This window comes from Desulfosporosinus fructosivorans (assembly GCF_004766045.1).
Taxonomy (GTDB): Bacteria; Bacillota; Desulfitobacteriia; order Desulfitobacteriales; family Desulfitobacteriaceae; genus Desulfosporosinus; species Desulfosporosinus fructosivorans.
This window is the reverse complement of record NZ_SPQQ01000007.1, coordinates 181,615-202,834: the sequence shown is the minus strand read 5'-3', so window position 1 is coordinate 202,834 and position 21,220 is coordinate 181,615. Positions and strand designations below refer to the sequence as shown.

Here is a 21,220-nt window from a genome sequence, read left to right as displayed (position 1 = left end):
CTTGCTCACCTCGCTATGATCACTCGGTCCCGCCCCGCTAAGTCTGGAAAAACCTGTGTTTCAAAACCCTTCATCCGGAAAAGCTCACAAACTGCGTCCGCCTGATTCCACCCTATTTCCATAAGGAGTTTTCCCTGGGGGTTTAATAAGGACCGAGTCTCTTCTGAGAGACTTCGGTAAAAGTCCAGACCGTCTTGTCCCCCTAAAAACGCCATAGAGGGTTCCCTGAAAATTTCCAAAGCGCACTGACCATATTCCTGCACCGTAACATAGGGTGGGTTCGTGACGATATAGTCCCAGCGTTCACCCTGGATAGGCTTCACAAAGTCCCCATGGCGCCACTGAACCGAGACGCCTAAACGCACAGCATTCTCCCGCGCAACATCTAAAGCATCTTGCGAAAGATCAGTTCCGAACACTTGCGCCTTCGGGTAATAATGCGCCATCGAAATTGCGAGAGCCCCACTTCCCGTACAAAGATCTACAGCCTTAATTAATCGATCCTGCCCTTGTTCTTCTTCCGCCATTACAAGTTCAAGCCACTTCTCTATTAAAAGCTCGCTGTCCGCACGTGGGATAAGCACCCGCTGATCAACGTAGAAGGCAAGTCCCATGAACTCCTGACGCTTTAAAATATATTGAAGTGGCTCGTGATCTGCTCGACGAAGAATACTCTCCCGATAGTTTGCCTCCTCTTGCTCAGATAGATTGAGGTCACAATCAAGATAGAGACGGTCACGAGATACGTGTAAAACTCGAGCTAATAATAAATCTGCATCAAAACGGGCGTTGTCGATCCCTTTTTCCAAGAGCCTCGCTTCACCCCAATGCATTCCCTCTAGAACATTCACTTTATTCTATCTCCGCCTTCAGCCGCTCAGCCTGATCTGACGAATTCAAAGCTTGAATAATTTCTTCTAAATCTCCTGTAAGGATCGACTCCAGACGATGCAACGTTAACCCAATGCGATGGTCTGTAACCCGTCCTTGAGGGAAGTTAAACGTTCTAATCCGTTCACTCCGGTCTCCTGTGCCCACCTGACTTCGGCGCTCAGATGCCTGTTCTCCACTTGCTTCATCTTGTGCTTTCTCTAGAATACGTGCACGCAATACCCGCAAGGCTTTTTCTTTGTTCTTAAGCTGAGATTTTTCATCCTGGCAAGATGCTATAATTCCCGTGGGTAGGTGGGTTATGCGCACTGCAGATTGAGTGGTATTCACGCACTGTCCGCCAGGTCCGCTCGAACAAAAAACATCAATGCGCAAGTCATTCGGACTAATCGATACTTCCACTTCCTCTGCCTCGGGAAGAACAGCCACCGTGGCTGTTGACGTATGAATCCTTCCTGCCGACTCTGTTGCCGGAATCCTCTGAACCCGGTGCACACCACTTTCAAATTTCAATTTGCTATAGGCCCCATGCCCTTCAATTAGGAAAATAATTTCCTTGTACCCGCCCTGATCCGAGTAGCTCACACTAAGGAGTTCAGCCTTCCAGCCACGCCCTTCGGCGTAGCGGGTATACATTTTATAAAGGTCTCCGGCAAATAAGGCAGCTTCGTCGCCGCCTGCTCCAGCCCGTATTTCCATAATAACATTTTTCTCGTCCAATGGATCCTTAGGCAAGAGAAAGACCTGAATCTTCTCTTCTAGTTCCTGAGAAACGCTCCGCAATTTATCTCGCTCCTGCTCAGCCATTTCCTGCATTTCAGAGTCAAGTTTTTCCGTGAGTAAGTTTTCTGTTTCCTCAAGTTCACGAAGGACTTCCTGATATTCTCTAAATGTCGTGACAAGATTAGTCATGCCGGCCTGAGCTTTAGCATACTTTTGCCACTCGTTCTGATTGGAAATTATTTCAGGGTCACTAAGGAGCTCTGTAAATTCGTCATATTTCCGTTCAATCTCATAAAGTTTTTCTAACATCTTTCACACCCCAAAATTTACGTAAGTTCTTGACCCGTTTCTAAAACGCCTTTCAAGGCAGCTAAGGCGACCTCAAGTTGGGCATCGTCAGGTTCCCGTGTGGTGAATTTTTGTAATAACAAACCTGGTACAATTAACCAGCGGAGCCAAGGAGACTCCAAATTTCGCGAAGAGAATTTAAGGATTTCATAAGCGATCCCTGCCACAAAAGGCATAAGTATCATTCGGGAAAGCAACCTCCACCACAAGGGCTCTAGGCCCACAAAAGCGAACACAAAGATACTTACAACCACCACAATCAGGAGGAAACTGGTCCCGCAGCGCGGGTGTAACCTAGGGAATAAGCGTGCATTCTCTACTGTTAATTCTTCTCCAGATTCGTAGTTGAAAATCGCTTTATGCTCTGCACCATGATACTGAAAAACCCGTTGAATATCTTTGAGTCGGGAAATGATCACAATGTACAGAAAAAAGACAACAAGCCTTATTGCCCCTTCCAATAAATTCTGCCACACAACTCCAGTCACCTGTCCTTGAAGCAAGTGAGCCGCTCCCGTCGGCAATCCTACGAATAGCAAAAGACCTAGACCAAAGGCAAGTCCTATGGTCAGAGCCATTTCCCAGAATCCAAGATCGTCTCCGCCCTCTTCCTCTCCTATTGAACGATTGGCCGAAAAAGTTAAGGCACGAGTTCCAACAATCAATGAATCCACAAGGGCAACGAACCCTCGTACCAACGGCACCTTGAAAATAGGCTTTTTTGCCCATGTATTGAGCAGGACGTGCGAGACCTCGATCTCACCATTTGGTAACCTTACCGCAATAGCACTCTCCAGTGGTCCACGCATCATAACCCCTTCTATGACCGCTTGCCCGCCATATTGGACTGGTTTACCCATTCCTTCGCCCTCCTCTATTATATCGAGGCTCGATGCGCGATGTTCGAGACTCAATGAGCTAAATATCGAGGCGTAATACGCGCATGCTCAGACTCGAAAGTTGAATATCTTTCTTCGCTACGAACATTTACGCAAAAAGCAGAGCTTGCGCTCTGCTTCTCCACCAGCAACGACCGCAGGCCGTTGTTTACATCCCGTATTTCTTTTTAAACCGATCAACCCGTCCGCCGACATCGACAAACCGCTGTACCCCGGTATAGAAGGGATGGCATTTCGAACAAATTTCCACTTTGATGTCTTTACGTGTGCTTCCAGTTGGAATGATTTCTCCGCAAGCACATGTCACCGTGGTTTGTTCGTATTTCGGGTGAATTTTTTCTTTCATGTCTTCACCTTCTTTCCCATTTTTGATAAAGGTGCAATATATCACACCTGATAATGACACAATTCCAGTCAACTATACTAGTTTAGCACAAGTAACGTTAACTGGTCAAGATACTATTTTCTAACATGGGCTTATTTTAAGCCCTATAGACTAACAATTTTTGTTTTTCTCAAATAGAGCTCCGGATCCACTGTTTTTCCATTATGCCGAATTTCGAAATGAAGGTGAGGGCCTGTCGAATTTCCAGTGTTTCCTGAAATAGAAATTCCTTCTCCACCGCTGACAAAGTCTCCGACATTGACCAGAATTTTGCTGTTGTGGGCGTAGAGCGTTTGCACTCCATCCCCATGATCCAACATAACCGTCAGACCATATACCCCGACCCAACCTGTCTTAGTGACTTTCCCCGCTCGCGTTGCTCGAATTAGACTACCACTTGAAATGGCAATGTCCAACCCATGATGAAATTCCCCATTACGCCGACCGTAAGCTGATGAGGTTACCCCGATAACTGGCCAATTCCAGGACGTTACATTGCCCCGTGAAATCTCTCGACTTGCTCTCATGGTGTTTTCTTGGATAGTTAAAGTCATTCCCGGTTGCAGGGGAGTTGTAGAATTCAATTTTTTAATCTCAGCAACCGTCGTATTGTAATGGGTTGCAAGATCTCGTAAATCCGCTCCAGATCCTAAGGTAACTACGGAATAACAAATTACTGGTGTTTCAACTTGTGAGTATGCTGGAAAAACCGAGACTAAGGAAATACCTAGACCAATAAGTAAAGCGACGCTTACGGAGACTATCCTAGCGCGCCGCTTCCGCCCACTATTGGAACAATGCACTAAAGAATCCACCTCAAAGTTATCAATGGCTAAAATGGTATACATAACTATTTTAGCCAAACTTCGGGTAATTCAAACGAGGGTAGGGTATCAACAGCCCTTCATTGCATAATCTGGCTTTTTGTCAAAGCGATGACGTGCTTCAATAAAGCGAACCGTCCCTGTTTTTCCTCGCATGACAACGGTGTGCGTTAAAGCCCCTTTGGAGGTATAGGTTACAGCACGCAACAAGGGGCCTTCTGTAATCCCAGTAGCTGCAAAAAAGACGTCATCCGTACTTACCAGGTCATCCATTGTTAATAACTTTTGAACATCCTCAACTCCTAAGGCTTTAGCTCGAGCGACGTCTTCCTCATTTTCCGGCCAAAGGCGGCCTTGCATTTCTCCTCCCATGCAACGAAGGGCAGCTGCAGCTAGAACACCTTCTGGTGCTCCGCCAACTCCCATCATCATATCAACTCCTGAATCTTCAAACGCACAGGCCACAGCTGGAGAAACATCCCCATCTGAAATAAGTCGAACCCGCGCTCCGCAAGCACGTACATCTTGAATTAGTTTCTGATGACGTGGGCGATCCAAAATGACGACTGTAATATCTTTAATATTTTTCCCTAACGCTTTAGCCACATTTGTGACGTTTTCGAGTACAGTGGCATCTAAACTTATCTTCCCAACAGCAGCAGGACCTGCTGCAATCTTATCCATGTACATATCTGGAGCATGAAGTAAGCAGCCCCTCTGAGCAATGGCTACAACAGCAATTGCCCCTGGCAATCCTTTAGCACAAGCTGTTGTTCCCTCTAGCGGGTCAACAGCAACATCTAATTCCGGACTTTCGCCATTTCCGACACTTTCCCCAATGTAGAGCATCGGCGCCTCATCCATTTCCCCTTCTCCGATCACCACTGTACCATCCATGTGAATTGTGTTAAAAACTGCTCGCATTGCTTCAACGGCAGCATTATCTGCGGCTATCTTATCCCCTAGCCCTACCCAACGTGCAGAAGCTAGAGCAGCGGCCTCTGTCACTCTGGCAAATTCCATCGTAAGTTCTCTTTCCATTTCTCATTCCTCCTAAAGCATTATTTAGATTTATTTAAGTACCGCATCCACCTTATTAGCGGAAAAACACCTCAACCTAGTGCACGTATTTCTTATTATGTCATCACTTTTATCATAATAACTTTATTGTGACATACTTTTAAAGCATTTTCAACCGTAAATGAACTCTCTAAATCTTTGATTCAGCGGAAGTAATCTATCTTCCTTCAATAATTAGCCAAGATATTCAAGTATTGTGCAGAATTATGATCCCAATTTTCTAGAAGTTGGATCTGCTTCTGACTATAAGCAAAAACTTGGCATCAACTCATCTGTTTATGCAGATAAGTTGATGCCAAAGTCGAGGTTCTATATTCGAGGTAGTTCAACCTTAGCTTCAAAATGGAGTGTAAAACTCCGTCTTGAAGTATGTTTGTTTAAAAATTCAATGAAGCATACCATATTGTCGCTACGGCTTTCTAAAGCTTCTTCCAATCAGCTAAAAACTTTTCTATCCCAGCATCAGTCAAAGGGTGACGGAATAACTGCCTCAATACCTCAAATGGAACCGTTGCATAATCTGCTCCGATTTTGGCTGCTTCCGTAACATGCACTGGATTTCGAATGCTTGCAGCAATAATTTTTGTTTCAATACCGTGAACTTGAAAAATCTCGCACATATCTTGCAACAAGTTCAATCCATTTTCTCCGATGTCATCTAAACGTCCCAGAAATGGGCTAACATAGGTGGCTCCCGCTCGTGCTGCTAGTAGCGCTTGGTTCGACGTAAACACAAGGGTTACATTCGTCTTGATTTTATCTGCATTTAAGGCTTTTACAGTCTTGAGGCCCGCTTCGGTCATCGGAATCTTGACCACAATATTCTTATTGATTGCAGCTAAAACCTTGGCTTCACGTAGCATTCCCTCATGATCAAGGGCAATAACTTCTGCGCTTATAGGTCCATCGACGATCCCCGTTATTGTGTTAAGAAGTTCGTGGAAGTCCTTACCTTCCTTAGCCACTAAGCTAGGATTCGTGGTAAGACCAGCAATCACTCCCATATCCCAAGCTTGTTTAATTTCATCGATATTTGCCGAGTCTAAAAAAAACTCCATGAAGTTACCTTCTTTCTGTTGTGAACTCATTCAACTCAAGATTAAGCCTTCCCGTTACTTCCAAAGACTCTTATTTTCTCACGAATTATTGCAGTCGCGGCTTCCCTGGCTGGCCCTAACATTTTACGTGGATCAATTTCTTTAGAATTCCCTTCAAGTACTTGACGAGCAGCCCACACAAACGCCTCACGAATATTGGTGTCAATGTTAATTTTACAAACACCTCGTGAAATCGCTTCACGTAGCGCCTCATCAGGCACGCCTGAAGACCCATGCAAAACAATCGGAGTCGAAATCCGTTCTCGGATTTTCGTTAACCGTTCAAAGTCCAACTTAGGTATCCCAATATATTGACCATGAGCTGTCCCGATGGCAATTGCTAACGCATCCACCTTTGTCGCTTGAACAAAGTGTTCTGCTTCAGCAGGATCCGTAAACAAGGCCTCACGGTCGCTGACAGTAATGTCATCTTCTGTTCCACCTATTTTACCCAGTTCGCCTTCTACTGATATACCAAGAGGACGAACTGCTTCGATGACTTTGTTAGTCAAGGCAATATTATCTTCCAACGTGTGTTTAGATCCGTCAATCATCACAGATGAGAATCCGTTTCGCGCGCACTGCATAACTTGAGCAAAACTTGTTCCATGGTCCAGATGCAAGGCGATAGGCACTCTTGCATTTTCAGCCGCCAATTTCGTCAATCCTGCAATGAATTCGATTCCCGCATATTTTATGGCACCTTGGCTGGCCTGAATAATAACTGGTGCATTCTCAGCTTCTGCAGCAGCCACGATCGCTTGGACAATTTCCATATTATTACAGTTAAAGGCCCCTACCGCATAATGTCCTTTTTGTGCTTTTTCTAATAACTCGACCATCGAAACTAACGCCATTTTTTTTCCTCCTCGTTTGTCTTTGAAAGATGCTGGCCTCGCAGCGGATTATTGATGTTCCATGTTTTATTTTCTTCTAGATACATTGAATTTATTCCTTCGATTTGCCGGACGTTATCCGAGCTATCCGCATAAATCACTCCCACTGCTTCACAGCATTCACAATAAAGTTCAATGCGATCTGGCAACAACTCAAAGGATAGCTGATGGTTGCCACAAGCACACCCTAAATCTCCTTGCTTTGCTAAACGATGGAGATAATCTAAAACCCTTAGCATCACTTCAGGATTTTCGAAATCTTCCTCATAACCGAGCTCTAAAGCTAATTCCCCAATAGATTTTTCACGTTCATGACAGGCCTGGGTGACTTTTTGCTTAGGCCCAATATATCCGACAGAAGCTTCCACTGTGGGACAGCTAAGCGGCAAAGCGTCATGCCCCCATATGGCATGCCGGTTTAATCTTAAATAATGGGTGTCCCCACAGTAAGCACAAGCATAAGTGATGTTGAACTGCTGAAGATTACTGCTGGTTACGGACATAAGCTGAAGGCCGCAACCACAAAGCAGATTCTTACGACCTCGTCGAGAAAATGCAAAGAGAGAGAGGGCATGAAATTCTAGCTCCCCGCATTGGGAACATTGAATAGCGATTGTAGTATTTGTTGTTAGAATCATATTTCCCACCTCTTCCTACAACATATACTTCGTCATGCAAGAAGATTTTCCTGCCTTTAAGCCAACAAAAAAAGTATACATTGTAGGTCGTCAGAACCTGTGCTTAAGACTATGCTCCTTTTAGTATTTCCCTCACCCGATCTCTCAGCTCAAACAAATCAAAAGGCTTACCCATGTAATAGAGAATCCCGAGCTCTTTTGCTTGCTCCATATTCTGAGTATCCCCATAGGCCGTCATCATGATCACATCCACCTGGTTATTTAAGGCACGAATTTGTCCTAATGCTTCTATGCCGTTCATCCCAGGCATTTTCATATCCATCAATATGAGATCTGGCTCAAAGGTAATAAGTAACTGAAGGGCTTCTGCTCCGTTCGCCGCCATTTTGACCTCATGGTGATCTTCCTTGAAAGTTTCAAAGAGCAGGCGACGTACACCAAATTGATCATCTACGACTAGAATTTTACCCACTTCTTACATCCCTTCCCTAATTTTATGTCATTAAAGGGAATATTCTTTGTATAATGGTAAAACTCCTTCTTCCATAACGCGTTCCGAGAGTATTTGTCCATCTTGCCTATATCTTCTAGGAATTCGAGGATTTGCCAAAGTCCGACGCAACGGAATTTCTACCTCATCCCCTAGGGCGCAGTTCAGTATTCCCACATCTATCACAGTTAACTGCATTCCTATTTTTCCGGCAACACGAACGGCCTTCCCCTTCAGTTCAACCTGTTCTATTCCTATAAAAACTCCAAATAAAGCCGCAAAGTTTTTAATCACAATCTTTAGAAAATCAACCCAGCCTTGGGGAGTGAAATGTGGAGCTATGCCAAATCCGTCCGCATACCCGACGGGGATCACCGCAAGCTGAGTGTCAGTCTTCGTGCGATAGATACCCTGATAACCAACATAAGTCCCTTTAGGAACTTTACGCAAATGAACAACTCGACTTTTAGCCACCCATGGATCGTTTAACTTTAGTTTTCCGCTGAATCCTTGCCCCGGATAATGTCCGATCAGCAAGGTCCCAATACGCACAAAGTCATGATGCCACTCGGGGTAATCGAGAAAAGCTGCACTATTGCAAACATGTTTCCACGTTGGATGAATTCCCAATTCTTCTAGTCGGGCTATACAGGAGGTAAACCGTTCATATTGCCCTAATGTATAACCCTTATCCTTAAGGGCTGCACGAGCGAAATGGGTATAGACCCCTGCAACTTGAAGATGAGGGGCTTTTTTCAGGCCAAGAGTAAGCTCTTCTAGTTCGGAAAATCGAAATCCGGTTCTCCCCATGCCAGTCTCTATCTTAAGATGCACTTGAGCTAGAGTAGGATGTTCTAATTCCAGATCTGAGCAAGTCTCATTCAACTCCACAATCGAAGATAGTTCAGAGAGCGTTAACTGTAGCTGAGCTGCAATGGCTTGGGGCCATTCTTCCTTCGTAGTTGGTCCCAGTACTAAAATAAGCCCCTCTATGCCATGTTCACGTAAGATTAGCCCTTCTTCAACTCTTGTGACTGCAAACGCTTCACAGCCAGTTCGAGCTAAGGCACGCGCAACTTCAACTGCCCCCAGGCCATAAGCATCTGCTTTCACAACTGCCATACACCTTGATTCAGAACGCAGATGCTTTACTATTTCCTGATAATTCTCTACTACCGCATCAAGGTCAACTTCAATCCAGGTTCCAGCCATTGCGTTATCTCCTCCGCGTTCGCCGTAACTTACCGATTATTCCCTTTATAACATCTGAATAAATTGGTTCCAAGTGGTTCCAGAGGAAATAAATTGCAGGTCGATACACTAAGTCCCATTCTCCGATAAATTCTGTATACTCTCCGTTAAACCCCTTCTTAAAACGATAAAGCCCGTATAGTGGGTTATCTTCCGTCAAATGCCCTGGAACCCCTCGGAAATCATACATTGTGCAGCCCAGCGACTTTGCCCAACGTATCATTTCCCACTGAATTAAGTAATTGGGCATAACATTTCGATGAGCATTTGACGAAGCTCCATAGATATACCAAGCTTTATCTCCTATTACAAAGGCCAAAGTCCCGGAGATGATTTCCCCTTCATACTCAGCAACAAATAACTTCCCCAAACCTACTGGGACCAAGGAATCATAAAGGTCTTCAAAGTAGGAATAGGCTCGCACCAAAAATTTATCGCGCTCGGTTGTCTCTTTTAAAACCTCATAAAACTTTGGTAAATCGTCTCTCGTTCCCTGCCGTATAGTAACCCCTTTTTTCGTAGCAAGTCGAATGTTATATCGCGTTTTTTGCTGCATATTGGCGAGTAACGTTTCCTCATTTGGAGAAATATCTAATCGAAACACGTACTTCGGTTGAACCCCTTCAAAGCCCTTGCCACTCTCCGCAGAGCTGAATCCCCTAGAACGCAAATATTGTTCCAGTTCCTTTTCTGAAGATGGCACATCAGGGTCTATTTTTAAGAAAATGGCTCCTCGGGTTTTCGCTAACTTACGAATCTCCGCCAGCACCAAGTCTGACAGCGCGACATTGTTCCAATCCACGATCGGCCCTCGAGAGACGTAAAAAATAGGAATACCCACAACTGGGATTTTACGTTCCAGAATAGAGGCTACAGCTACAATCTCTTTGTTTTCTTCAATAACCAACCTCCAGGGTTTCCATCCTGTTCGGCTCTTTATCTCTCCCCACTCCCAAGACTGCAACACATGTCCTTTGGGATCCTTGGCCAAAAAAGCATTATAACGTGTATGTTCACTTTTATCGATCCACCTTGCAACATAGGCCACTAGTTCAGTCCCCTTCCTCTTTCCATTCTTTCCAAGTTTTGCTTCTCTAAATCAGCAACTCGATATTATGCAGGAAGAGTTCGTGCTAGACCCTTAATCTAAGGTTTAGCAGAACTCTCCTAGCTCAAAATCTCTTATCTCTAACGCCGTAGCTCGAAGCTCGGCGTCATTACGCAATCAGAATAGCCTGCTCTATCTAACGACCCCAAAGACAAGACGGCGCACATGAAATGTGCTGTCTCCCAAACCCCTCGTCACCCAAAACGAACTCTCAACGCTGAATGCAAGCCCAAGAACCGTCCCCCAACTTACACGGACACTCATCGTTCTCCGGTCCAAGCCCGGGACGCAGTGTGACACAAGCACGACGTCTTTTACGAAAGCAGAATAGCAAACTTCCGTGTAAGCGACCCCAAACACGGGGCAGCGAACAAGGATGTGAGCTGCCGCCAACCGAGCCAAGGATGGCGAGTCTGGCACGATAGTCTCCGGTGGAGAGTATCGCCGAAGCCGCAATCCCAAAAGGAATACCCGTCGGCGTAGGATGAACCCCGCTCCCCATTTAAGAGCTTACAGGGTTAGTTTGCTCTGCGTCGTAAGACTGAGGGCTGTGTCCACAAGTCCCGCTCTGCGTCGTAAGCACCGAGCGATGTGTCACACTAGTCCTTTAAAGCAGCTCGTATAAACTCTCTAAACAACGGATGCGGCCGGTTCGGGCGAGATTTAAATTCCGGATGGAACTGGGAGGCCACAAACCATGGGTGATCTGGATATTCAATAATCTCTACCAAACGGCCATCCAGTGACGTCCCCGAGAACTTCAGCCCTGCCTCTTCGAGCTCAGCACGGTACTGGTTATTGACTTCATAGCGATGACGGTGGCGCTCATAGACAACTTGGTCTTGATACGTTGTATGGGCAATGCTTCCTTCCACCAACTTTGCAGGTGAAATGCCTAAGCGCATGGTACCGCCCTTCTCTTCAATATCTTTTTGCTCTGGAAGAATGTCGATGACCGGATATGGTGTGTCTGCGTCAAATTCTGTGCTGTTGGCTCGTTCCATACCACAAATATTGCGGGCAAATTCTATGATGGCAGTTTGCATCCCTAAGCAAATCCCTAAGAAAGGAATTTTTTGTTCTCTCGCAAATCGAATCGCTTCAATTTTGCCCTCAATTCCTCGGTTACCGAAACCTCCTGGGACAAGGATTCCGGCAACGCCAGTTAGGTACTTTTCAACGCCTTCTTCTTCAATATTTTCTGAGTTTACCCAACGCACGTTCACTTTTGCTCCGTGCTCTGTCCCTGCCGAACGCAATGCCTCAGCGACACTCAAATAGGCATCGGGAAGTTCTACATATTTTCCAACAATGGCAATCTCAGTCTCTCTCGTCGGGGATTTTATTCTCTCCACCATAGCCTTCCACTCTGTCATATCGGCCGGTGGAGCCTCTATTCCTGAGACACGCAGAACAATATCATCAAGGCCTTCTTTTTGGAGCTTTAGAGGGACCTCATAAATACTCGAAGCATCCAAGCACTGGATGACGCCTTCTAATTCAACATCACACAGTAGGGCTAACTTCTCTTTCATATCACCGGAGAGTTCTTTCTCTGAACGACAAACAATAATATTCGGTTGAATACCGATTCCCCGTAATTCTTTAACAGAGTGCTGAGTTGGCTTTGTTTTCAATTCCCCCGACATAGGTAAATAGGGTACGAGAGTAACATGTATGTAAATGACATTATCTCTCCCAATGTCATTTTTCATCTGCCGAATTGCTTCCAGGAAAGGTAAAGATTCAATATCTCCAACGGTACCACCGATCTCGGTAATTACGAAATCTGGGTGACTCTCTCTTGCTACTCGGTAAATTCGCTCTTTGATTTCATTAGTAATATGAGGAATGACTTGAACAGTTCCTCCCAGATAATCCCCTTTACGTTCCTTGCGGATGACTGACCAGTACACTGTGCCCGTCGTCACATTACTGTTTTTCGACACTGGCACATCAATAAAGCGCTCATAGTGGCCTAAATCGAGGTCTGTCTCTGCCCCGTCATCTGTAACAAACACTTCACCATGTTGATAAGGGCTCATAGTTCCGGGGTCAATATTAATATAGGGATCAAATTTTTGTATTGCAACTTTTAGACCCCTATTTTTAAGAAGACAACCCAAGGATGCAGCCGTGATTCCTTTTCCAAGGGATGACACTACGCCGCCTGTAACGAAAATAAATTTTGTCATGTGCTCATTTCCTTTCAGACCTTTAAATGTAAATCCAGTTCTTCTATTTCTCAGCAGTAGATATATTCCCTACCAGGCTATCTTCTGCAACAAAACACATAAATAAAGCTAGTCCGAGAGCCGCACTAGCTTTATTTTATCTGTCTGAAAAATTATGTTTTGTGAACGCCTTTTAAGTTTGGATAAGTCATATCATCTAATTATATCATAAAATCAGATAGATGTATTCCGTTTAATTAAACTAATTAAGAACAATGGAGAATTTTGTTACATTATCGTAAAGGATGTCAAGATAAATGACATCCTTTACAGATATGTCTGATAATTATCTCAGTATTTTCCTTAGACTCGAGGCTATAACTACCACTTTTCTCCACGCCGACCCTCATCCGTCTCATCAAAAACTTCGTCGGTTTCTAGAGGGTCTTCATCTGCGTCTTCATCTAATTCTTCTAGATCTTGCTTATCGTCCTCCTCAGATGAGGACTTGTTCATCAATGAGACAGGTGCTAACTTCCTCGGGGTTTTCGAAGGATCCCATACTTTCAACCCCCACTCACCCCGTCCAAGGAAAGTAAATCGTGTGTCAAGGTTGATCTGTGTGAGTGCTGCAGCAATGCGAATAGCTTCCTGCGAAATCCCTAAGCGCCCTAGTACTTCTTCAATTAAGTTATGATAATGCATGGGATTACCATGAGCTTTCAGTACTTCATAAGCGATATCTGCTTCTGTCGGCTTGTCTTTTCCCTTTAAAGAGTGGGTCACAACTCCACCGCCCCTTCGTCGTTTTGAATATCAATATATTCGGCCCACCTCTAAATATTTCCTGCCTGTCGTGTCTTTAAACATAAGAGAAAAAATATTTTATTAAACTACATTTTTTCTGGAGCTGATACCCCTAGAATTCCCAGTACATTGCTAATTATTTGTTTCACTGCCCCGACTAAGCTCAAACGAGCCTTGCGTAAACCCTCATCGTCAACGAGTACGCGTTGACTGTTATAGAAAGTATGAAAGAGGCCGGCCAAATCGAGAACATAGCGCGCTAACCTATGAGGTTCCATGAGACGTGCAGCGACGATAACCTCACTCGGTAAATCCGCCATCTTCTTGAGCAAATCCCGTTCCTCTGTGCTGTTTAAGAGTTTTAAGTCCTCTTCACTCGGTGGCTTGCCATTATCTCCAAGTTCCTCTGCTTGTCGCAAAATACTGCACATCCGAGCATGAGCATATTGCACATAGTAAACGGGGTTATCTGAAGACTGGGCTTTCGCCAGATCGAGATCAAAGTCTACCGTAGAGTCCGGGTCTCGCAAACTAAAGAAGAAGCGCGCTGCATCTTTGCCAACTTCGTCCATCAACTCGCGCAAAGTGATGTATTGCCCAGAACGTTTGGACATTTTTACTACTTCTCCGTTTTGAATGAGCCGCACGAGTTGCATCAAAATAACTTGCAAGTTATCTTTATCATACCCAAAGGCAGACATAGCACCTTTCAACCGAGCCACATGTCCATGATGATCGGCACCCCAAATATTGATAACTCGAGTGAATCCACGCTCGAATTTGTTGCGATGGTAGGCGATATCTGCAGCAAAATAAGTCGGCGTACCGTTGCTTCTGATCACCACTTCGTCTTTTTCATCTCCAAACAAAGTGGATTTAAGCCAAAGTGCTCCTTCCTTTTCGTAAATATACCCCTTTTTCTCAAGTTCTTCTAGGGTTGAGCGCACTGCTCCTGAATCATGCAAGGATTGTTCATTAAACCAAACATCATATTCGACTCCAAAATCCTTAAGGGTATCCCTAATGTTTTGCATCTTTTCTTCCAAAGCATACCGCACCAGAAACTCTCGTCGTAGGGCTGGTTCTACCGAAAGGTACTTGTCTCCTACTTTGGCAATGAGCCCTTTTACGGTGTCAATCAAGTCTTCGCCATGGTAGCCTCCTTCTGGGAAAGGAGAATCCTGACCTAATCGTTGTAGATACCTTGATTCCAGCGACAAAGCAAAATTATGAATTTGGTTTCCTGTATCATTAATATAAAATTCACGGGTAACTTCATACCCCGCCATGGAGAGTAACGAAGCAAGGCTGTCACCCAGTGCCGCACCACGGGCATTGCCCATGTGGAGTAGCCCAGTGGGGTTTGCGCTCACGAACTCGACCTGAACCTTTTGACCCTTTCCGACATCCACTTGGCCATAACGTTCTCCAGCTTTAGTAACCTCGTTAATGACATCCGTAAGCCATAGCGGATTTAATCGGAAGTTAATAAACCCCGCTCCAGCAATTTCGGAGGATTCTATCCATGTCCCTGTCGTATTCAGGTGTTTAATGAGTATAGTGGCTATATCCCTAGGTGAACGTTTCGCTTGTTTCGCCAACACCATTGCTAAATTTGTTGCCAAATCTCCGTGTTGCCTTTCTCTCGGTTCTTCCAGAACATAACTTGGTAATTCTTCAAAATTTAACTCTCCGTTTGCTTTCGCAGCTTGTGCGGCTTCTTCCAACTGACTTGTAACTCGGCTTTTTATATTCTCATAGAGACTCATTGGGGGAAATCCTCCTTTATGTTTAACAACAGCACATTATAACTGATCAGATTATCTTCGACAAAAAGATCATATTCTAGACTAATACGTCCCCCCTGGACTGTCAAGTCACATTCTACTAAATGGGGCATAACGCTCAGCCATATCTTTCCAAAACAAGTGGAATAAATACCTCGATTGAGCACACCTTTATTAAATTCTTGTCTATTATCAACCGCGCCCTTACGATTTAACCCAACCAATCCATGTTTAACTGTTATAAATGTTGTGACTCCTTCAAATTCTGTGTTTTCACTGTCGCAATCCTTATAGACGAGATAGAAAACACCGTTTCGTTCGTAATACGTTCCCACGGTATTCAATTCCTGCTGGTTAACATGTCCTTCTGGATACTTCTGAGATCCTTTGATCTGGATGGTTACTTTTTTTTGCACTTTGGTTTACTCTCCTTTCGAGAGAAAGTGAGGAATTGTCTAATTTTGCTTAAAATAATCCATCATAATGGCTAACCCCGCTTCAAGCTCAGGGGAATTTCCTCCGAATCCTAAGCGGAAGTGTCCCTCTTCCCCGAAAAAAATCCCCGGTGCTACAAGAACACCACGTCGATGTAATTCCCTGCCCAATTGTTCAGAGGGAATTTTAGTAGAGTAACTCACCCATGCGACTACCCCTGCCTCTGACTTTTGCCACCTGAGGGTCGGATCTTCCTTGAAGGCCTTTTCGAGCAGGGTAATATTTCGAAGACGCAGTTGTCGATTGCGATCCCATATTTTAGTCCGATGCTTGAGCGCTGTAAGTGCTAAATGTTGGCCCAGTGCAGGTGAACAAAGCGATGTATAATCACGTTTAGTAGCACAACGTGCAATTATCTCAGGAGGACCCATCATCCACCCTACCCGAAGCCCCGCTAAACCATAGGATTTAGACATGCTCCCAATGCTTACTGCTTGGGACGAGTAGTCACGCATGGATGGCAAAAGAGTCTCCCCGAGTTCACGATAGACTTCATCGGAAAGGAGATAAATCTCACGTTCTAAACACACTTCCGCAATCTGTCTCATCTCATTTGGAGAAAATACAAACCCTGTCGGATTGTGAGGTGTATTTAACATGACTAGCGCTGGTTTCTGGTCTAAAAGATCCATAAATTCATGGATGTCAAAGCCCTTATCTTCACGATAATGCCAAAGTAAGGCGGTTGCTCCTAGGTCTATGCCGACTTGAGATAGCTGTTGGTAATAAGGGGTCTGAACGATGAATCGATCACCGGGCTCAAGCAAAGAATTTAATAGTAAGTAATTAGCTTCAATAGCTCCACTGGTCACGAAAACATGATCCGGGTCTGTAGGATTGGAATAGAGACGCGTTATTTCCTGACGTAGCTCAGGTATTCCCTCGGGTTCGGTATAACCTAGCCGCGTCGCAAAAAGACTGAATTGCAAATCCGGGTCATTGGCCAAGCAAAGAAGCTCGCGCAATGACCAAGCTTGAATCGCACTGGCTGCAAGATGATAACGTACATTAAACTCTGTTTTCGAAAAGAATCGCTCTAAGCTAAATGGGGTGACTTTCATCTGGCAAACCCCGCTTTCAAGAACAATTTATAGAATGCCTTATGTGCCTATTCTCGTTAACTCAGAAAAACTCCTTTTTTTATACTAGTTTAAATACTAAAATTTTCGTTGATCCCTTCTTGCGATTATAAGGCTCTAGGGACACTCATCCATTCAACGTCAACGGCCCCTTATCACTCATCCTTGGCAGCGTAATATTGCAAGAGCGAGAGGAATTATTCCCTCTCGCTTATCCTTAACCTATTATTACTGGAGAAATTCGCCGCGTGGCGTCTTGAGAATCCGTTGGATTTTCTCTTCGGCACCCGTAGAAGCATTTAAGTATATGAGATACTCTTCGCCCTGGTACTGACCGCGGAATTCATAACTATACACCTCTTGGTTACCACTTTTGGCGATAACTGCCAGGCGTTTCTCTGATACCTTAAAATCGGGTCGCAATTTCTGAACAGCTTGGTCCATCGATATTTTCTCTGGGAAGGTTCGCGAGTGATGGAACGCGTAATAAGGGACTGCATCAAATCCGACAAGCTGTCCGTTATCCAGAGCGATCATCAACCTTACTTTATCCGGGTATATCCTTACCCCCTCTTTTTCAGCAACAAATTCAAATTGAACATATGCCCCGAAGTCCTCACTTGAAGTTAACACCAGTTGCCAGCCTAATGATTGCATTATCGCCTTTGCTTTACTGACGGCGTCTGCCTGAGTCAGTGTCCGAGGCTCAATAGAACGCTGATCCCTGTAAAATGTAACAACCCCGCCCTGATGGCTAACCTCTAAATAAGCTTCGTTATATTTCCAGATATAACCCCCAAGTGGACCCTGTGAATCACCCCCGAATTCCGGAGTAATATTAGTATAACCCACTTTATTTAGAAAGTCCCGTGCAGTGCCTTGTGCCTGTCCTCTTGTCACATCACCCGAGGGGAGCCCTAGTGGCTTTGGAACAACACGTGTGGCATATTCTCCAGTATAAGAAAACGGCGGAAGCTTTTGCAGACTCGCATCCAACTGGTCAAGACCAGATCTTACAGACTTAGATGGAGCTTCAGACCCATCGGCGGCGGCTTCTGCAATTTGAGTGCCACCAAACCCAAGCCGTTGCCTTATGGTTGGAGTGGGATCTGTCCAAACTAAGTTCTCCGTGTCCATCCTAACTATGAGATTTTGAACTTTTTGATTTACTGGCATGAGGCGCTCATGCATGTCTCTTAATGTCTTTTCATCTTCCGTAGAAAGTTTTCCACCACCGGCGATTCGTTGTGTCAATGCCTTAGAAAAATCACCAGCTTGGACTAAAAACTGACCAATATAACTAAGTCCAGTCTGCTCAGCAGGGATTTGGGCGAAATCCTTCAGCGCTGCATCACTTATACTCGATACTTGGCTTAAGTAGAGAATCTTTTGCGTGGAATTACTGGCTACGTCTCCTTTTGCCAAATCTGTCTCTAACTGATCAAGATGACTAGCAAAATCGTTTAAGGCCCTGCGGTTACTATTTTCCGCCTTAAGACGATAATCTCCCGCTAGGCGGTATTCATTAAACCCCCAACCCAAGGAAATCAACAATGCCGCCGTTAAAGCACCGATCCAAAATTTTCTATGCATACTTGTCCCCCTACTTCGTAAACATATGATTTCCGATTTGTTTGATCTGTGGTCGTGACCAAATGTATTTATTCTTTGTTTTAGCAGGATTAAAAAAGAAGACTGCTCCTCCTGAAGGATCTGATCCATTTATCGCTTCCTGAGCAGCACGCAAGGCATCTGCCGAAGGTGGTAAATTAATTTGCCCATCATCCACGCTAGAAAAGGCCCGTGGTTGATAGACTATATCGGCTATCGTTTTCGGGAAGGCAGGATCTGAAATCCGATTAATAAGAACGGCAGCGACTGCGACTTGTCCCACGTAGGGCTCTCCTCTTGCTTCTGCATTTACACAACGCGCTAAGAGGTTTATGTCAATATTCTTGTTGCCAACAGCCTTTCCTGTCGAATTCGTACTTTGACCGGTTAAGAGCTTTAACTCCTTGACTGTTTGCGTTCCAGCCAATCCATCCACTCTAAGCCCGCGTTCCTTTTGAAAACGCCGTATCGCCGCTTCTGTTTTCGATCCGAATTTTCCATCGGTCTTACCGACGACATAACCTAACTGTACCAATTTTTTTTGCAGTTCGATCACTTCGGGTCCTTTACTCCCCTTGCTTAGTAAACGATCTCCTAAGGCCCCATAGGCAATTCCGGATAGAACAATACTGAGAATCAGCACTATGGCCAGAACCCCCCAAGGTCTAACGCGTACTTTCATACCCTCACCTCACTTTGTTTGATACTCTTTAGTGTGGCAAAAGTTAATGAAAATTATCCAACAAAATGTTCTTATAATTAATTTAAGTTTATCATTACGATCTTGTTTCACTTTCTTCATCTCATAGTCTTTAGTTGACTCGTTCAACCAAAGTTGAAGATCGAGACTAGGTAGGGAGTCTACCCCCACCTAAGTAAGGTAGGATTACCGCCCAATTTAATAGAAGTAGAAGTTTCACAATTTAATCAAACAACAAAAAGACAGCGGCCGAAGCCGCTGTCTTTTCGTTGTTCTCATATCCGGGATATTTCCATTACATGTAATACAGGGTATCTCTGAATACTTAATTAAGTGTTCAAAGATTGCTCTTATAAATTTCTTAAATTCGGGGTCCTCTGAATGGGTGCATGGCTCGAGGTTTTCCTAAAATTTCCGCCCAAATAACCCCTTGGACGAGTTCTCGTTCCGTCACAGAAACGCCGCTTAATCCTATCGAATTCGTGGCCATTTCCTCACCAGGAATCTCATCAGCACTCTTATATGCTTCTAAACCAAGTATTCCTACGTATTCACTGGTTCCTTCGGTTCCTTGGGTCCCTTCGATTCCCTGACTCCCCTCGGTTCCCTGGATGCCTTCGATTCCCTGAGTTCCTTCAGTTTCAACATAATAGTCCTCAGCCTTCTTAACATCAAGAGGGACTGTCGGTTGCAACGTTCCAGCCTGCATTGCTTGTTTTAGCTGCTCTCTCCATGTGCTACCTTGTATTCCCTGGATTGCATCTCTTATGGTGCTACCATCTGGCAGTTTAAATGAGTCAGAGAGTTTTCCTGGTGATTGTTGCAGGCTCTTCTTTTTTGAAACTGCGACAATCAACTGGTAAATACCCCAAATGATAATTACAACCGTGAAGAGCGACATGATCTCACCTACTTCTTCGTTAGGCTATCATTGCCTGAATCCGCTTTACCCGTCTGGGCAATGTTGCCTCTCATCTGTGTATCCGCCATGATATTTTGCATGTTGTAATAGTCCATAACGCCCAGTTTCCCTTCACGCAAAGCTTGCGCCATAGCTCTTGGGACTTCCGCTTCCGCTTCGACGACCTTAGCCCGCATCTCTTGGACCGATGCCTTCATTTCTTGTTCCCTCGCAACGGCCATCGCGCGTCGTTCTTCTGCTTTAGCTTGGGCAATTCGTTTATCCGCTTCGGCTTGGTCCATCTGAAGCTGAGCTCCGATGTTTTTACCTACATCGACATCCGCCATATCAATGGATAAGATCTCGAACGCTGTCCCCGCATCCAACCCTTTTGCTAACACTGTTTGAGAAATCAACTCTGGTTTTTCCAAGACAGCTTTATGGGATACTGAAGACCCAATACTCGTGACAATTCCTTCCCCAACGCGGGCAATAATTGTTTCTTCACCGGCCCCCCCTACAAGTCGATCAATATTGGCTCGTACAGTGACCTTGGCTTTGACTCTAAGCTCAATTCCGTTTTGCGCTACCGCAGAAACAACTGGAGTTTCGATGACTTTCGGGTTAACCGACATTTGGACGGCTTGCAGGACATCTCGGCCTGCCAGATCGATGGCTGCTGCCCGTTCAAACGGGAGCGGAATAGCTGCACGTTCCGCAGCAATCAGAGCATTAACGACCCTGTCGACATTTCCGCCTGCTAGATAGTGAGCTTCCAACTGGTCTGTAGAAATCCCTAGACCTGCTTTATGTCCCTTAATCAAAGGATTTACGATTTTCGACGGAACCACTCGTCTTAAACGCATACCAACCAGATTGAAAATCCCGACATTAACCCCTGCGGCTAATGCTGAAATCCAGAGTCCTACCGGGATAAAAGAAAGAATTACACTCAAGAGTACAAAAGCAAGAACAATTATTAGTAACGGTACGTATAATGTTTCCATTCTTGGCTCGGTCGTAACCGAGCTTCACC

At 44.8% G+C, this 21,220-nt stretch carries 22 protein-coding genes; all 22 read right to left on the bottom strand.

Annotated elements, in window-relative coordinates; translation table 11 throughout:
* Positions 1-5: 5 nt before the first annotated feature.
* The gene (gene prmC, locus E4K67_RS19465; RefSeq protein WP_135549761.1) at positions 6-851 is read right to left on the bottom strand and encodes a peptide chain release factor N(5)-glutamine methyltransferase; all 846 of its coding nucleotides are present in this window, start codon (positions 849-851) and stop codon (positions 6-8) included.
* Between the two features lies 1 nt (position 852).
* Complete coding sequence (gene prfA / locus E4K67_RS19460) at positions 853-1,923, bottom strand: peptide chain release factor 1 (protein ID WP_135549760.1); 1,071 nt, start codon at positions 1,921-1,923, stop codon at positions 853-855.
* A 17-nt stretch (positions 1,924-1,940) separates the two neighbouring features.
* Positions 1,941-2,822 (bottom strand): DUF1385 domain-containing protein, encoded by an 882-nt coding sequence (locus E4K67_RS19455; RefSeq protein WP_135549758.1) that lies wholly within the window; start codon positions 2,820-2,822, stop codon positions 1,941-1,943.
* A gap of 187 nt (positions 2,823-3,009) precedes the next feature.
* Positions 3,010-3,207: a 50S ribosomal protein L31 gene (gene rpmE / locus E4K67_RS19450; protein ID WP_135549941.1), complete on the bottom strand. Its 198-nt coding sequence runs from the start codon at positions 3,205-3,207 to the stop codon at positions 3,010-3,012.
* 143 nt (positions 3,208-3,350) lie between these two features.
* Positions 3,351-4,049 (bottom strand): M23 family metallopeptidase, encoded by a 699-nt coding sequence (locus tag E4K67_RS19445; protein WP_243454544.1) that lies wholly within the window; start codon positions 4,047-4,049, stop codon positions 3,351-3,353.
* A gap of 90 nt (positions 4,050-4,139) precedes the next feature.
* Positions 4,140-5,111 carry a class II fructose-bisphosphatase gene (gene glpX, locus E4K67_RS19440; protein ID WP_135549754.1) on the bottom strand — a complete coding sequence of 324 codons (972 nt, stop codon included), beginning with the start codon at positions 5,109-5,111 and terminating at the stop codon, positions 4,140-4,142.
* Between the two features lie 458 nt (positions 5,112-5,569).
* Positions 5,570-6,208, bottom strand: a complete 639-nt coding sequence (fsa, locus tag E4K67_RS19435; protein WP_135549752.1) for a fructose-6-phosphate aldolase — start codon at positions 6,206-6,208, stop codon at positions 5,570-5,572.
* A gap of 41 nt (positions 6,209-6,249) precedes the next feature.
* Positions 6,250-7,104 carry a class II fructose-1,6-bisphosphate aldolase gene (locus E4K67_RS19430; RefSeq protein ID WP_135549750.1) on the bottom strand — a complete coding sequence of 285 codons (855 nt, stop codon included), beginning with the start codon at positions 7,102-7,104 and terminating at the stop codon, positions 6,250-6,252.
* Positions 7,095-7,781 (bottom strand): hypothetical protein, encoded by a 687-nt coding sequence (locus E4K67_RS19425; protein ID WP_135549748.1) that lies wholly within the window; start codon positions 7,779-7,781, stop codon positions 7,095-7,097. Before E4K67_RS19425 ends, E4K67_RS19430 begins: the two co-directional genes overlap by 10 nt.
* Before the next feature lie 109 nt (positions 7,782-7,890).
* Positions 7,891-8,253, bottom strand: coding sequence for a response regulator (locus tag E4K67_RS19420; protein ID WP_135549746.1), 363 nt, complete (start codon positions 8,251-8,253; stop codon positions 7,891-7,893).
* A gap of 30 nt (positions 8,254-8,283) precedes the next feature.
* Positions 8,284-9,483, bottom strand: coding sequence for an alanine racemase (alr, locus tag E4K67_RS19415; RefSeq protein WP_135549744.1), 1,200 nt, complete (start codon positions 9,481-9,483; stop codon positions 8,284-8,286).
* A 4-nt stretch (positions 9,484-9,487) separates the two neighbouring features.
* The gene (locus E4K67_RS19410) at positions 9,488-10,570 is read right to left on the bottom strand and encodes a lipid II:glycine glycyltransferase FemX (protein WP_135549742.1); all 1,083 of its coding nucleotides are present in this window, start codon (positions 10,568-10,570) and stop codon (positions 9,488-9,490) included.
* A gap of 271 nt (positions 10,571-10,841) precedes the next feature.
* Positions 10,842-11,132, bottom strand: a complete 291-nt coding sequence (locus E4K67_RS19405) for a hypothetical protein (protein WP_135549740.1) — start codon at positions 11,130-11,132, stop codon at positions 10,842-10,844.
* 97 nt (positions 11,133-11,229) lie between these two features.
* Complete coding sequence (locus E4K67_RS19400) at positions 11,230-12,825, bottom strand: CTP synthase (protein WP_135549738.1); 1,596 nt, start codon at positions 12,823-12,825, stop codon at positions 11,230-11,232.
* Between the two features lie 360 nt (positions 12,826-13,185).
* Positions 13,186-13,590, bottom strand: a complete 405-nt coding sequence (gene rpoE, locus E4K67_RS19395) for a DNA-directed RNA polymerase subunit delta (protein WP_135549736.1) — start codon at positions 13,588-13,590, stop codon at positions 13,186-13,188.
* 107 nt (positions 13,591-13,697) lie between these two features.
* Positions 13,698-15,380, bottom strand: coding sequence for an arginine--tRNA ligase (gene argS, locus E4K67_RS19390; protein ID WP_135549734.1), 1,683 nt, complete (start codon positions 15,378-15,380; stop codon positions 13,698-13,700).
* Complete coding sequence (locus tag E4K67_RS19385) at positions 15,377-15,814, bottom strand: YwiB family protein (protein WP_135549732.1); 438 nt, start codon at positions 15,812-15,814, stop codon at positions 15,377-15,379. Before E4K67_RS19385 ends, argS begins: the two co-directional genes overlap by 4 nt.
* Before the next feature lie 39 nt (positions 15,815-15,853).
* On the bottom strand, positions 15,854-16,954 hold the full coding sequence (locus E4K67_RS19380; protein ID WP_135549730.1) for an aminotransferase class I/II-fold pyridoxal phosphate-dependent enzyme: 1,101 nt from the start codon (positions 16,952-16,954) through the stop codon (positions 15,854-15,856).
* Between the two features lie 246 nt (positions 16,955-17,200).
* Positions 17,201-18,565 (bottom strand): PepSY1/2 domain-containing protein, encoded by a 1,365-nt coding sequence (locus E4K67_RS19375; protein WP_135549728.1) that lies wholly within the window; start codon positions 18,563-18,565, stop codon positions 17,201-17,203.
* A 10-nt stretch (positions 18,566-18,575) separates the two neighbouring features.
* Positions 18,576-19,265 carry a spore cortex-lytic enzyme gene (gene sleB, locus E4K67_RS19370; RefSeq protein ID WP_135549726.1) on the bottom strand — a complete coding sequence of 230 codons (690 nt, stop codon included), beginning with the start codon at positions 19,263-19,265 and terminating at the stop codon, positions 18,576-18,578.
* 379 nt (positions 19,266-19,644) lie between these two features.
* Entirely contained in the window at positions 19,645-20,184 is a 540-nt protein-coding gene (locus tag E4K67_RS19365; RefSeq protein WP_135549724.1) for a hypothetical protein, read from the bottom strand.
* An 8-nt stretch (positions 20,185-20,192) separates the two neighbouring features.
* Entirely contained in the window at positions 20,193-21,191 is a 999-nt protein-coding gene (floA, locus tag E4K67_RS19360) for a flotillin-like protein FloA (RefSeq protein ID WP_135549722.1), read from the bottom strand.
* Positions 21,192-21,220 lie beyond the last annotated feature (29 nt).

What these genes read in the sequence shown, in the direction of transcription:
- prfA (WP_135549760.1), bottom strand. Translation starts at nt 1,923, where the DNA reads ATGTTAGAAAAACTTTATGAGATTGAACGGAAATATGACGAATTTACA.
- E4K67_RS19455 (WP_135549758.1), bottom strand. Translation starts at nt 2,822, where the DNA reads ATGGGTAAACCAGTCCAATATGGCGGGCAAGCGGTCATAGAAGGGGTT.
- rpmE (WP_135549941.1), bottom strand. Translation starts at nt 3,207, where the DNA reads ATGAAAGAAAAAATTCACCCGAAATACGAACAAACCACGGTGACATGT.
- glpX (WP_135549754.1), bottom strand. Translation starts at nt 5,111, where the DNA reads ATGGAAAGAGAACTTACGATGGAATTTGCCAGAGTGACAGAGGCCGCT.
- fsa (WP_135549752.1), bottom strand. Translation starts at nt 6,208, where the DNA reads ATGGAGTTTTTTTTAGACTCGGCAAATATCGATGAAATTAAACAAGCT.
- E4K67_RS19430 (WP_135549750.1), bottom strand. Translation starts at nt 7,104, where the DNA reads ATGGCGTTAGTTTCGATGGTCGAGTTATTAGAAAAAGCACAAAAAGGA.
- E4K67_RS19425 (WP_135549748.1), bottom strand. Translation starts at nt 7,781, where the DNA reads ATGATTCTAACAACAAATACTACAATCGCTATTCAATGTTCCCAATGC.
- alr (WP_135549744.1), bottom strand. Translation starts at nt 9,483, where the DNA reads ATGGCTGGAACCTGGATTGAAGTTGACCTTGATGCGGTAGTAGAGAAT.
- E4K67_RS19405 (WP_135549740.1), bottom strand. Translation starts at nt 11,132, where the DNA reads ATGGGGAGCGGGGTTCATCCTACGCCGACGGGTATTCCTTTTGGGATT.
- E4K67_RS19400 (WP_135549738.1), bottom strand. Translation starts at nt 12,825, where the DNA reads ATGACAAAATTTATTTTCGTTACAGGCGGCGTAGTGTCATCCCTTGGA.
- argS (WP_135549734.1), bottom strand. Translation starts at nt 15,380, where the DNA reads ATGAGTCTCTATGAGAATATAAAAAGCCGAGTTACAAGTCAGTTGGAA.
- E4K67_RS19380 (WP_135549730.1), bottom strand. Translation starts at nt 16,954, where the DNA reads ATGAAAGTCACCCCATTTAGCTTAGAGCGATTCTTTTCGAAAACAGAG.
- E4K67_RS19375 (WP_135549728.1), bottom strand. Translation starts at nt 18,565, where the DNA reads ATGCATAGAAAATTTTGGATCGGTGCTTTAACGGCGGCATTGTTGATT.
- sleB (WP_135549726.1), bottom strand. Translation starts at nt 19,265, where the DNA reads ATGAAAGTACGCGTTAGACCTTGGGGGGTTCTGGCCATAGTGCTGATT.
- E4K67_RS19365 (WP_135549724.1), bottom strand. Translation starts at nt 20,184, where the DNA reads ATGTCGCTCTTCACGGTTGTAATTATCATTTGGGGTATTTACCAGTTG.
- floA (WP_135549722.1), bottom strand. Translation starts at nt 21,191, where the DNA reads ATGGAAACATTATACGTACCGTTACTAATAATTGTTCTTGCTTTTGTA.